Annotated in this window: 12 protein-coding genes; 10 read left to right on the top strand and 2 right to left on the bottom strand. The window is 67.7% G+C overall.

The window, feature by feature from the left end:
- Positions 1 to 110: 110 nt before the first annotated feature.
- Both RQI43_RS11260 and rnd read left to right on the top strand, forming a co-directional pair.
- Positions 111 to 527 carry a hypothetical protein gene (locus tag RQI43_RS11260; protein WP_311275207.1) on the top strand — a complete coding sequence of 139 codons (417 nt, stop codon included), beginning with the start codon at positions 111 to 113 and terminating at the stop codon, positions 525 to 527.
- Between the two features lie 94 nt (positions 528 to 621).
- The gene (gene rnd / locus RQI43_RS11255) at positions 622 to 1,773 is read left to right on the top strand and encodes a ribonuclease D (RefSeq protein WP_056424197.1); all 1,152 of its coding nucleotides are present in this window, start codon (positions 622 to 624) and stop codon (positions 1,771 to 1,773) included.
- Between the two features lie 60 nt (positions 1,774 to 1,833).
- On the opposite strand, the gene RQI43_RS11250 is transcribed toward rnd, so the two are convergent.
- Complete coding sequence (locus RQI43_RS11250) at positions 1,834 to 3,681, bottom strand: hypothetical protein (RefSeq protein ID WP_311275206.1); 1,848 nt, start codon at positions 3,679 to 3,681, stop codon at positions 1,834 to 1,836.
- Between the two features lie 130 nt (positions 3,682 to 3,811).
- Complete coding sequence (locus RQI43_RS11245) at positions 3,812 to 4,138, bottom strand: iron-sulfur cluster assembly accessory protein (protein WP_056424199.1); 327 nt, start codon at positions 4,136 to 4,138, stop codon at positions 3,812 to 3,814.
- Between the two features lie 99 nt (positions 4,139 to 4,237).
- Here RQI43_RS11245 and RQI43_RS11240 point away from each other — a divergent pair, with 99 nt between their 5' ends.
- From RQI43_RS11240 to tatC, 8 genes are all read left to right on the top strand, one after another.
- A complete protein-coding gene (locus RQI43_RS11240; RefSeq protein WP_311275205.1) occupies positions 4,238 to 5,506 on the top strand; it encodes a deoxyguanosinetriphosphate triphosphohydrolase in 1,269 nt (422 codons plus the stop codon).
- Positions 5,507 to 5,529: 23 nt separating this feature from the next.
- Complete coding sequence (locus tag RQI43_RS11235; RefSeq protein ID WP_311275204.1) at positions 5,530 to 6,117, top strand: GDSL-type esterase/lipase family protein; 588 nt, start codon at positions 5,530 to 5,532, stop codon at positions 6,115 to 6,117.
- A 233-nt stretch (positions 6,118 to 6,350) separates the two neighbouring features.
- Entirely contained in the window at positions 6,351 to 8,096 is a 1,746-nt protein-coding gene (gene argS / locus RQI43_RS11230; protein WP_311275203.1) for an arginine--tRNA ligase, read from the top strand.
- A gap of 30 nt (positions 8,097 to 8,126) precedes the next feature.
- On the top strand, positions 8,127 to 9,536 hold the full coding sequence (locus tag RQI43_RS11225; protein WP_311275202.1) for an SPOR domain-containing protein: 1,410 nt from the start codon (positions 8,127 to 8,129) through the stop codon (positions 9,534 to 9,536).
- A gap of 191 nt (positions 9,537 to 9,727) precedes the next feature.
- On the top strand, positions 9,728 to 10,732 hold the full coding sequence (nagZ, locus tag RQI43_RS11220) for a beta-N-acetylhexosaminidase (RefSeq protein WP_056424209.1): 1,005 nt from the start codon (positions 9,728 to 9,730) through the stop codon (positions 10,730 to 10,732).
- 190 nt (positions 10,733 to 10,922) lie between these two features.
- Positions 10,923 to 11,186 carry a twin-arginine translocase TatA/TatE family subunit gene (locus tag RQI43_RS11215; RefSeq protein WP_311275201.1) on the top strand — a complete coding sequence of 88 codons (264 nt, stop codon included), beginning with the start codon at positions 10,923 to 10,925 and terminating at the stop codon, positions 11,184 to 11,186.
- Positions 11,187 to 11,282: 96 nt separating this feature from the next.
- Positions 11,283 to 11,777: a Sec-independent protein translocase protein TatB gene (gene tatB / locus RQI43_RS11210; RefSeq protein ID WP_056424213.1), complete on the top strand. Its 495-nt coding sequence runs from the start codon at positions 11,283 to 11,285 to the stop codon at positions 11,775 to 11,777.
- Positions 11,774 to 12,574 carry a twin-arginine translocase subunit TatC gene (tatC, locus tag RQI43_RS11205; RefSeq protein ID WP_311275200.1) on the top strand — a complete coding sequence of 267 codons (801 nt, stop codon included), beginning with the start codon at positions 11,774 to 11,776 and terminating at the stop codon, positions 12,572 to 12,574. The genes tatB and tatC overlap by 4 nt, the downstream gene beginning before the upstream one ends.
- Positions 12,575 to 12,638 lie beyond the last annotated feature (64 nt).

Here is a 12,638-nt window from a genome sequence, read left to right as displayed (position 1 = left end):
GGCGGAGCCCGTAGGCGGCAGCGGGGACGAGCCCGGAACGGGCACCGTCGAGGCCCTGGAAACGAGGGCAGGACCTTTCGAAAACGAGGGTGAATCCCCATATCAGGTCCATGAATGCAAACGCATTTTTCGATATTTTGAACGAGGCCGCCGCTCCTGTCGAACGCCGGAAGACTGCCGAACAGGGCGAACACAAGCACGGCGCGTGGCAGGTTCTGCCGCTCGAAGGCCGCTACGAGATCGTCTACGAGGATTCCCGTGGCCTCTGGAGTACGCGGAGCCTGAGCGCGCGAGAGTTGAGGCTCGGACCCGGCCGGACGCTGCTGGGCGGTATCGACCGCGCACGCGGCGGCTATCGCGGCTTTCGGGTGGACCGGATCCGGCGCCTGTCCGAGGAAGGCGGCCCCCGGATGAATGCCGGCATCCTCGACTGGCTTCTCGCCCGTGCCGAGGCCCAGAGGCGCGAGCGTGCCGAACTGGTGCGCAGCCTCGCTCGCCGGAACCGGTCCCGCAAGCGTGCCGCCTGACGAGGCAAGTGCAGCACGGGATGTCGGGGATAGGCGCGCGCGGCGCGAGATACGATCTCGCCTCACGCGTCAACCTCCGATATAGCCGGCTCTCATGGACCTCATAGCTACCACGCCGGCCCTCGCCGAGGCTTGCAGCCGTTTCGCCGGACAGCCGTTCGTTACCGTCGACACGGAGTTCATGCGGGAGACGACCTACTACCCCAAGCTCTGCCTCATCCAGATGGCGGGGCCGGACGGGTCGGGCGTGCTCGTCGACCCGTTGTCTCCCGATATCGACCTCGCGCCATTCTTCGCGCTGATGGCCGACGAGAGCGTGGTCAAGGTGTTCCACTCGGCACGCCAGGATCTCGAGATCATCTGGCTGCTCGGCGGGCTGCTGCCGCAGCCGTTCTTCGATACGCAGGTCGCCGCCATGGTCTGCGGCTACGGCGACTCGGTCTCCTACGAGCAGCTGGTCAACGACGTCGCCAAGGCCAAGATCGACAAGTCGTCCCGCTTCACCGACTGGTCGCGCCGTCCGCTCTCGGACGCCCAGTCGAGCTACGCCCTCTCCGACGTGACCCATCTGGTGACGATCTACGAGGTGCTGGCCGGCAAGCTTCTCTCCACCGATCGCGGCGAGTGGCTCGACGAGGAGATGAGCGTCCTGACCTCGCCGGAAACCTACAAGGCCGACCCGGCCCAGGCCTGGCGCCGGCTCTCCGGCCGCATGCGCAAACCGCGCGAAATCGCGGTTCTGGCCGAGGTGGCGGCCTGGCGCGAACGCGAGGCCCAGACCCGCAACGTGCCGCGCGGGCGAATCCTCAAGGACGAGGCGGTGATCGACATCGCCACCTCCGCGCCTCGCAGCGTCGAGGCCCTGGGACGCCTCCGCTCGATCCCGGCGGGTTTCGAACGCTCGCGCACCGGAGCCGACATCCTGGCCGCCGTGGAGCGCGGCTTTCAGCGTGACCTCTCCGAGATTGCCTTGCCCGAGCGCAGCCGGGGCCGGGGCGGCAACGGCGCCGTGGTCGAATTGCTGAAGGTCCTGCTCAAGGCGGTCTGCGAGGCCGAGGACGTGGCGCCCAAGATCGTCGCCACGATGGATGACCTCGAAGCGATCGCGGAAGACGACGAGGCCGACATCGCGGTGCTGCAGGGATGGCGCCGGACGCTGTTCGGCGAGAAGGCGCTTGCCCTCAAGGCAGGCCGCCTGGCCCTCTCGGCCCAGGGTGGGCGGATCGTGGTGCGCGCGCTGGATTGATCCAGGCCTCGCGTCCCCCCCGCCTGGGGAAGGGGAGCCGCATGCGCGGCTCGCCCGTCCTCAATTCGCCTTCGCGCTGACGTCCAACCTGTCGAGCACGGCACCCGGCGTCGGGGCCGCACTGAATTCGAGCATGCCGATGCCGCCGGCATTCTTCGCCTTGGCGCTGAGCAGGAACGTGCCCGGCCGGGTCACGAACTGGCCCAGAGCCGCGCCGATGGCCTTGGCGCCGGCGGAATTGCCGAGGATCGCCGGAACGCCGAACGTGGTCGCGGTCACGTATTCCTGGGTCAGTTCCTCCGGCTTGAGGCTCAGGCTCTTCGACTGAGAGGCGATGAAGCGCTCGAACAGGCCGCTATTCTCGATCCGCAGGTCGAGGGTCTTGGCAGTCGCCCCCAGCATGGCGAAGGTCGAGACGCTCGGATCCGGGTCGAACACCGCCGGGCCGATACCGCCCAGGATGCCGTTGACCTTCACGCTGCCCATGTCCTTGCCCGACACCGACACCTCGCTGAAGGAGAGTTCCTTGGCGGCCTCGTTCCAGGCCGTGTCGGCGACGACGTTCAGGTCGAGGTCGCGATAGCCGTAAGCGCCGAGGGAGCCGAGCCCCGGAATTCCGGCCACCGCCGTAGCGGGCAGGGTGAGTCCCGAGAGGGTGGCCCGGCCGGTGGTCGGCAGGCCGTCGCGCAGCGGCCCGAAGGCGAAGGCACCGTCACGCAGGCCGATCTGCGTGGGAGCCGTCGCGACGGGGGGGAGCGCGGGAGCAGCAGCGGGCTTGCCAGCAGAATTGCCGGGGGGCTTCGGCGCGGCGGGTGCCCCGTCCGGCGGCAGGTCGAGGCGCAGGTCCTTCACTGCCAGGGTGCCGAGCACCGGAGTCATCTGCCGCAGATCCGCTTCGGTCGGCTCCCCGGCCTGAGCCGAGAGCTTCCGCATGGCCGCCACGGTCGGAGCGAAGGAGAAGCCCGCGAAGGACATACGCGAGAGCTTGCCACTGGCTTCGCCCGCCGTGAAGCCGAGATCCTCGAAGGTCAGGTTTCCGGAGGTGAAGGCCATGCGTCCCATGGTCATCGCCATGGGTTCACCGTCATGGGTCTGATTGACCGTGAGCCCGCTGGCCTGGAACGAGCCGACGGAGAACCCGTCCATCAGGTCCGCCACGGTTCCGAGGATCCGCGCCTTGTCGGCGGAGGCGGGCTGTGTCGGGTCCACACGGGACATCGCCTCCAGCGCGCCCGTCCATGTCGCGGGAATCTGTCGGCCGCTGACGTCGCTACCCTCGAGACGGGCGATCTTCACCAGAGTGCCCTCGGCCTCCATCACAATGTCGGCGGCCGAGAAATTGCCGTAGATCCGGAGCATCGGGCTCTTGGCGTCGCCTGCCTCGCCGTAAAGCCGCGCCATCGCGGCGAGATCGACGTCCTTCATGTCGATGCGGCCGTAACTGGCGCTGTGTCTCGCCTCACCCCCATCCTCCGCCGCCGTCACCCCAGCGGCACTCGCCTGGGCGATACGGCCGCCGCGCACGTCCTTGGCCGTCACGTCGCGATAGGTCGCCGTCTGGGCCTTGGTACCGATCCGGGTCTCGGAACGAAGCTCCGGGATCACGATGCTGGCAGCATCGAACTTGGCCAGACGCGCGGCCAGAGGCTCGGGGCCGGATTTCAGAAGAGCGAGCAGATCGTCCTTCGTCAGACGCGTACCGCTGACGATGACCTGCGGTGCGGTGAGGGTCGTACCACCGAACGTCATCGTCACGTTCTGGAGCGTGACGTCCTGCACGGCGGACGCCGCCTCCTGGGCCGTGGCCGGCAATGGGCCCATCGGGCCACCTCCGCCAAGGGCAAGGAGGGCAGAGACCGAAAGGCCGGCCGCCCGCATGAGGAAGGGACGGCCTTGTGGGACGTTCATGAGCAGATCCGGGGCGCTGCGGAAAAGGCGCTTCGTGCAACGGTGCCGCGCCGAACCGCATCCGTGCCGCAGTTTCCGCGGCGAGGCAATCGCGCTGCCGCACGCCGCGATGTGACGGAAAGACGATGGCTCAGAGCGAGAACGACGTACCGCAGCCGCAGGAGGCTGTGACCTGAGGGTTCTCGATCTTGAAGGACTGGCCGATCAGGTCGTTGGCGAAATCGATGGTCGAGCCGCTCATGTATTCGAGGGACACAGGGTCGACGAGGACGGTCGCGCCATCCCGTTCGATCACCATGTCGTCATCGGCGCGGGAGCGCTCGATGTCGAAGGCATAGGAGAAGCCCGAGCAGCCGCCACCATTGACGCTGATCCGCAGGGACGCACCGGGAGGCTCGGTCCCCATGATCTCGTTGATGCGCTTGGCCGCGCGGGGGGTCAGGGTAATGTCGGCCATCGTGATGCTCTTGGGTTCTCGTCGATTGCCAGAAGCGCTAGCCCACACAAGATATGCGCCGTAGAGACGCGCTGCAACGCGGTAGGAGCCTGGCGCGAAATGACGGGTTCGGGAGGTGACGTGCGGCACAGGGGCGAACGCTGGCGGGCGCGCTACGCCACCGATCCGGCAGCCACGCGCGGGCGGCTGATCCCGGAGGCGGTCTCGCCCACCCGCAGCGACTTCCAGCGCGACCGCGACCGGATCATCCATTCGGCCGCTTTCCGGCGCCTGAAGCACAAGACCCAGGTCTTCGTCCATCACGAGGGCGACCATTACCGGACCCGCCTCACCCATACGCTCGAAGTCAGCCAGATCGCACGGGCCCTCGCCCGTGCCCTCGGCCTCGACGAGGATCTCGCGGAGGCGCTGGCGCTGTCCCACGACCTCGGCCACACCTGTTTCGGGCATACCGGCGAGGACGCCCTCGATGCGCTGACGAAAGGCCATGGCGGGTTCGACCACAACGCCCAGGCGCTGCGCATCGTGACCCGGCTCGAGCGGCGCTATGCCGGATTCGACGGGCTCAATCTCGCCTGGGAGACCCTGGAGGGCCTCGTCAAGCACAACGGGCCTCTGCTGACGCCCGAGGGAGCCCCGACCGCGCGCTGGGCCGAGCGGGGGATTCCCGCCGCGATCCTCGAATACGACGCCGTTCACGATCTCGAACTCGGCCGCTTCGCCGGACCGGAAGCGCAGGCGGCGGCGCTGGCCGACGACATCGCTTATGACAGCCACGACCTCGATGACGGCCTGCGCGCCGGTCTGTTCGAACTCTCCGACCTGGAAGAGGTGCCGTTCCTCGCCAGGCTGATGGAAGAGATCGACGCTCTGCATCCCGGGCTGGAACCCTCGCGAAAGATCCACGAACTGGCGCGTCGCGTCATTACCCGCTTCGTCGAGGACGTGATCGCGGAGAGCACGCGCCGGATCGAGGTCCTGGCGCCGATGTCGGTAGAGGACATTCGTGGGGCATCGGCACCGGTCGTCGCCTTCTCACCGGCACTGGCGGAGGCGGACACGACGATCAAGCGCTTCCTCTACGCGCGGATGTACCGCCACCCGAGCGTGCTGGCGGTGCGGGCGCAGGCCGACATCATCGTCGCGGATCTGTTCGGCGCCTTCACGGCGAACCCGGCAGCCATGCCCGAGGAATGGCGGGTCGGGCTCGATGGCGCAGGGGAGGGGCGCATCGCCCGCCGGGTCGCCGACTACATCGCCGGCATGACCGACACTTACGCCGTGCTCGCCCACAAGCGCCTGTTCGCGACGACGCCGGACCTGCACTGGAGCCCGGAGAGCCGGGGCCTGCCGCTGGCGGAAGGATAGCGGCCGAGATTTCGGGACGATTCATGCGCATCTGCTTCATCGGCGACAGTTTCGTGAACGGGGTCGGTGACGACACCTGTCTCGGATGGACGGGCCGTCTCTGTGCCGAGGCCCGCCGCGCCGGCTGGGACGTCACGCATTACAATCTGGGAATTCGCCGCGACACCAGCCTCGACATCCACCGCCGCTGGAGAAGCGAGGCCGAAGCCCGGCTGCCCGAGGGGCTGGACGGCCGGCTTGTCTTTTCGTTCGGCGCAAACGACTGCACGCTCGTCGATGGCCGAATCCGCGTCCCTCATGACCGCTCCCTCGACACGGCGGAGAAGATTCTCGGAGACGCCGCCGGTTGGCGAAGAACCCTGATGATCGGTCCGCTTCCCGTCTGCGACGATCCAGCGACGGATGCGCGAATTCAGGCTCTGTCGCGGGACATCGCTCCTCTTTGCGCCCGACTCGATGTCCCGTTCCTGCCGGTCTTCGGCATGGCGACAGAATCCGACGCATGGACCAGCGAGGCTGCAGCGGGGGACGGAACGCACCCCAATGCCAAAGGCTACGCGGCTCTGGCCAGCGCCGTGTCCGACTGGGAAGCTTGGCGCGCCTGGTTCTGAATGTCCCTCACGGAACGTCCGATGTGCCGTTTTGAGCTGAGCGAGATCCGGCCGTGACGGGAGTTTGGCGACGCCTCGTGAAGCGCCGGGTCGATGAGGAGCCAGGAAGTGCGATGGGCGGCCTCCCGTGACACCTGCCTCCCGTGACACCTGCCCCCCGCGTTGGTATGCCGCCGCATTGAGGCGCAAGCCGTCGTGACGATGCGGCATGGCGCGAGCGGAATAGATATCCCATGAACATCTTCGCCACCTTCGAGGCGCGCGTGCGCGAAGCGCTCGAGAGCCTGACCCGGTCCGGGACGCTGCCCGAGGGGCTCGATCTCTCCCGCGTGGTGGTCGAGCCGCCGCGCGACGCCACGCACGGCGACCTCGCCACCAACGCGGCCCTGGTCCTCGCCAAGGAGGCCCGAACCAATCCGAAGGCGCTCGGCGAAGCGCTGGCGGCGGAGCTTCGGCAGGATCCCCGCGTGGTCGAGGCGAGCGTGGCCGGACCGGGCTTCATCAACCTGCGCCTGACGCCCGAGACCTATCACGAGGTCGTGCGTGCCGCGCTCGGCGAGGGCACCGAGTATGGCCGCGCTCGGATGGGCGGCGGCAAGGTCAACATCGAATACGTCTCGGCCAACCCCACCGGACCGATGCATGTGGGCCATGGTCGCGGGGCGGTATTCGGCGACGCGCTGGCGAACCTGCTCGTGGCGGCCGGCCGCGACGTGACGCGCGAGTACTACATCAACGATGCCGGCGCGCAGGTCGACGTGCTCGCCCGGTCCGCGTTCCTGCGCTACCGCGAGGCCCTGGGCGAAGAGGTCGGCCCTGTGCCCGAAGGCCTCTATCCCGGCGACTATCTCGTGCCGGTGGGCAAGGCGCTCGCCGAGAAGCACGGACGCGCGCTCCTCGACGCGCCGGAATCCGACTGGCTGCCGCAGGTGCGGGCGGATGCCATCGCCGCGATGATGGACCTGATCCGGGGCGATCTCGACCGGCTCGGCATCCACCATGACGTGTTCTTCTCCGAAGCTACCCTCAAGGAGGCGGTGCCCGTCCTCCTGGCGGAACTCCGCGCAAAAGGTCTCGTCTACGAGGGCCGGCTTCCGCCGCCGAAGGGCCAGCTTCCCGAGGATTGGGAGGACCGCGAGCAGACCCTGTTCCGCACGGTGGAGTTCGGCGACGACGTCGACCGGCCGCTGCTGAAATCGGACGGCTCGTTCACCTATTTCGCCTCCGACATCGCCTATCACCGCGACAAGATCCGGCGCGGCGCCACGGACCTGATCGACGTCCTCGGGGCCGATCACGGCGGCTACGTCAAGCGCATGCAGGCGGCGGTGAAGGCGGTGAGCGACGGCGACGCCACTCTCGACGTCAAGCTGTGCCAGCTCGTGCGTCTCCTGCGAGCCGGCGAGCCGGTGAAGATGTCGAAGCGCGCGGGCGAGTTCATCACCCTTGCCGAGGTGGTCGACGAAGTCGGCCGCGACGCGATCCGTTTCATGATGCTCTACCGCAAGAACGACGCGACCTTGGATTTCGACCTCGCCAAGGTGGTGGAGCAATCCAAGGACAACCCGGTCTTCTACGTCCAGTACGCCCATGCCCGCTGCGCCTCGGTGTTCCGGCAGGCAGGCGAGGCCATGCCGGACGAGGATTTTTCCGTCGCCGGCCTAGCCGACGCGGACCTGACGCTCCTTGCCGATTCCGCGGAAATCGAGATCATGCGGTTGATCGCCCAGTACCCCCGGGTGATCGAAGCGGCGGCTGCGGCGCACGAGCCACATCGTGTGGCATTCTACCTCTACGAGCTCGCAAGTTCCCTGCATGGTTTCTGGAACAAAGGCAAAGACCTGCCGCAATTACGGTTTATTAATCCAAACGACCGAAACTCGACACGGGCAAGACTGGCCCTCGTGGAGGCTTTGAGGGGCGTCGTCGCCTCCGGCCTCACGGTCTTGGGTGTCACCGCGCCGGATGAAATGCGGTGAGGTGATCTCGGCGTGAAGAGGAATGCTGCCATGACGACGAACGCTTCGCGAGCGCCTGTCGATTTCGACGCCTTCGCGCGTGACTTGCAGCCCACGACGCCGCCCCAGTCGCAGGCCCAGCCTGCGGCCAAGCCCGATCCGTTGGCCGAACTCGCCCGCATCGTCGGCCAGGACGATCCTTTCCGCGCGTTGCTGGAAGCGCGTGATTCCCGTGCCACCGCCGAGCCGCGAGTCCAGGGAGGACGCAGGGAACCGAGCTTCCACGACGAGGCACCGGCGGCTCCCGCAGGCTACGCCGCCGCGCCTTCGGGATACGCGCAGCATGCCCAGCATCAGGTCGAGCCCGAGCCGCAGGCCGCACACTCGGCACATCCGGCCGACGCGTTCGATCAGTATCTCGCCTCCGTCGACCACAGTGCCTATGCCGCCGGTCCTCAGGATCCGCACGGGTCCGAGGCTTACGCGCCGGAGCAGGACGACCGCCTCAATCGCGCGGCCGAGCGGCCCCGCCAGCGCAGCCGCCTCGTTTCCGTGGGCGCCGGCCTCGGCGTGCTGGTGGTCTGCGTCACCGGCGCGCTCACCTGGCGCAGCATGAATTCGAGCCACAGCGACGGCACCGTGCCGACGATCCTCGCCGACAAGGCTCCGCTGAAGATCGCACCGCAGAAAGCGGACGGCGTCGAGATCCCCGACCAGAACAAGCGGATCTACGACCGCAACGCCAAGGACGACCAGATCCACATCGTCAACCGCGAGGAGCAGCCGGTCGACGTGGCGCAGGCCGCCCGCTCGGCCCAGCGCGCCGGGGAGGGCGGCGCCACGCCGTCCACCGGACAGCAGGGCGGCAATACGGGTCCCCTCACCGAAACCCTCGGCGAGCCTCGCCGGGTGCGGACCGTGTCGGTGAAGCCGGATACGCCTCCGCCGCCGCCTCAGCGCGAAGCGCCCGTCGCCCAATCGGTGATCCCCACCATGACCCTTCCGGGTGACGGCGGTGGTTCGACCAATGCCTCGATGCATTCACGCGTCGGGAAGCTGCCGGCGACGACGCCCGCTCCCACCGAGGAAGCTTCGGCTCCCGAGCCGACCGCTCCCGCCTCTCGCGCGAAGGCCCCGCAGCGGGTAGCCGCCGTCGCCCCCGACGCGACCTCCGCCCTGCCGACGCCTGCGCCCGCCGCCTCGGCCTCCACCGCACCCGTGAGCGGTTACTCGGTCCAGCTCGGCGTACGCACCAGCGAAGCCGAAGCGCAGGCCGCGTTCAAGCAGATGCAGAGCAAGTTCAGCCAGCTCTCCGGCAAGCCCGCCCTGATCCGTCAGGCCGAGGTGAGCGGCAAGACGATCTACCGCGTCCGCGTCGGGCCCCTGGCCAAGGCCGAAGCGACCACCCTCTGCACCGAGTTGCAGGGCGCCGGCGGCCAGTGTTTCGTCGCCAAGAACTGAGCCTCGGGAACTGAGGGTCACGGCGGCGCTCAGGCGAGTGCCGCGAAGACGGCGAGAGACAGTGCCGGCTTGTCGCGGGTCCGTGACGCCTCGTTCGAGTACCGCCAGCGCGGGCGGAGCCGCCATCGTGAAGTGCAGGGACGGATGCCCCTCGGACAGTCCGTCCATCATCAAGCCGAGCAGCACATCCCATGACAACTCGCGCCCTGATCCTCGGCTGTGCCGGCCGGACTCTCTCGGACGAGGAGGCCGCGTTCTTTCGCGACGCGCAGCCTTGGGGCTTCATCCTGTTCAAGCGCAATATCGGCTCGCCGGACGAGGTGAGGGCGCTGACCGATGCGCTGCGCGCTACGACGGGCCGGGCCGATACGCCGATTCTGATCGACCAGGAAGGCGGACGGGTGCAGCGCATGGGACCGCCGCACTGGCCGTCTTATCCGGCCGGCGCCCGTTTCGGCCGCCTCAATGGATCGGGCACCGCCATGGCGCGCCTCGGCGCGCGGCTCATGGCGCATGATCTCGCCGCGGTGGGAATCAACGTCGATTGCGCGCCCGTCCTCGACGTGCCGGTGGCGGGAGCTCATGACATCATCGGCGATCGCGCCTACGGCACCGATCCGCACATTGTCATCGCTCTCGGACGGGCGGTGGCCGAAGGGTTGATGGAAGGCGGGGTCCTTCCGGTGATCAAGCACATTCCCGGTCACGGTCGCGCCGCCTGCGATAGCCACAAGGACCTGCCCGTGGTCGAGGCCGAGGGCGTCAGCCTGGCCTCGCACGATTTCGTGCCCTTCCGCGCCCTGGCCGACCTGCCGATGGCGATGAGCGCCCATGTGGTCTACGCAGCCCTCGATCCGCATCATCCCGCGACCCAGTCCAGCGTCGTCATCGGCCAGGTGATCCGTGGCCTCATCGGCTTCGACGGCCTGCTCATGACGGACGACCTTTCGATGAAGGCCCTCGACGGCAGCTTTCGCGAGAAGGCCGAGAAGGCCTTCGCCGCCGGTATCGATGTCGCCCTCCATTGCAACGGCGAGCGGCACGAAATGCAGGCCGTCCTGGAAGGTACGCCGATCCTATCCGGCGAGGCTTTGCGCCGGGCCGAGGCCGCCCTGGCCCGGCTCGCGCCGCGCGTGGAGTTCGATGTCGCCGAGGCCCGTTCGCGTTTCGAGGCTGGTCTTTCCGCCCACGCGTGAGGCCCGGACTGCCCCAGCGTTTCGGGCGAGTGCCGCCATGACGCGCTGCACAATTGTCTCAGATGCCTCAAATGCCTCAGCGCGAGACCGTGCGGTTCTTGTGTTCGCTCCCCGCCATCCTTAGGTTCCCGACAATCCGTCGTGAGAGGGCGTCGCTGGGCTGGCGACAGCATGGGCGCAGGAGTTTGCCATGGGCAGCATGAGTATCTGGCACTGGATCATCGTCGCGGGCATCGTGATGCTGCTGTTCGGGCGCGGCAAGATCTCGGACCTAATGGGCGACGTCGCCAAGGGCATCAAGGCCTTCAAGAAGGGCATGGCCGAGGACGAGACCCCGACCGGACAGGCCCCGGGCGTTCCGCCGCCGAGCGCGGGCGAGCCCGTGCGTACGCTGCCTGCCCAGGGCGAGCCGGCCACGGCGAGCCATGTCACGGCCGACCGCAAGGTCGTCTGAAGCAAACCCTACGGACAGGCATCGGCCTTGCGCAAACTATGCTAGGCCGCCGGCCGTGACGAGGCAAAGGCCATCGGCCGCGGGACGAGCGACGCCATGTTCGACATGAGTTGGGGTGAGGTGATGCTGATCGGCGGTGTCGCCCTCATCGTCATCGGACCCAAGGATCTGCCCAAGGCCCTGCGCACGGTCGGTCAAGTCACGGGCAAGATGCGCCGCATGGCCGGCGAATTCCATGCCCAGTTCAACGAGGCGATCCGCGAGGCGGAATTCGACGAGGTCCGCCGCGAGGTCGACGGCATCAAGCGCTCCGCGAGCACGATGGGGCCGAGCTTCAACCCCGTCCAGACGATACGCGACGAGATTCGCGGTGCGGTCGACGGCCGGTCCCAGTCGAGCACCCAGCCCCTCGCCAACGTGGCCGCCAAGCTCGCCGAGAACGATCCGCAGTCCGAACCCGAAGCGCCGTCACCCGAGATAGCCTCGCCGGAGCCGCCGCCGCCCGTGCACGCCTTGCCGGATCTTCCACCGCGTACGACCGCGCCGGAGGCATCCTCCACCAAACCTACCGAGACCGGCGCAAGCACATGATCGATTCGGTCGACGAATCCGAGGTCGAGGCTTCGCGCGCGCCGCTCCTCGATCATCTGATCGAATTGCGCTCGCGGCTGATCAAGTCGCTGGCCGCGTTCATCGTGATGTTCTTCGCGTGTTTCTTCGTCTCGCGGCACATCTACAACATCCTGCTCTACCCTTACGTCTCCGTAGTGGGGGCGGAGAAGGCGCAGCTCATCGCGACGCACTTCCTCGAGCAGGTTTTCACCAACATCAAGCTCAGCGTGTTCGGCGCGGCCTTCCTCGCCTTCCCGGTCATCGCGACGCAGATCTACGCCTTCGTCGCGCCGGGCCTCTATCGCAACGAGCGCCAGGCCTTCCTGCCCTATCTCGTTGCGACGCCGATCTTCTTCGTTCTTGGCGCGCTGGTGGTGTTCTTCCTGGCGATGCCGCTTCTCATCCAGTTCTCGGTGAGCCTGCAGCAGGTCGGCCAGCCGGGTGAAGCGACGATTTCGCTTCTGCCGAAGGTGGACGAGTATCTCTCGCTCATCATGACGCTGATCTTCGCCTTCGGATTGGCGTTCCAGCTACCCGTAATCCTCACCCTGCTCGGCCAGATCGGCGTCATCGACACGGTCTTCCTGCGCGAGAAGCGGCGCTACGCCATCGTCCTCGTCTTCGTGGCGGCGGCGATCCTGACGCCGCCCGACGTGATCTCGCAGCTCTCCCTCGCCTTGCCGATGCTCCTCCTCTACGAGGCCTCGATCTTCTCGGTGGCCCGTGTCGAGCGCCGTCGCAAAGCCAAGCGGGTCGCGGAAGGTCTGGAGTCTTAGACGCCACATAAGCCCCATCCACCACCTCATCCTGAGGCGGCGCGTAAGCGGCCTCAGGATGAGG

The sequence above is a fragment of the Methylobacterium sp. WCS2018Hpa-22 genome, assembly GCF_031843785.1.
Classification (GTDB): domain Bacteria; phylum Pseudomonadota; class Alphaproteobacteria; order Rhizobiales; family Beijerinckiaceae; genus Methylobacterium.
The sequence above is the reverse complement of the archived record's forward strand: the minus strand, read 5'-3'. Positions and strand labels throughout refer to the sequence as shown.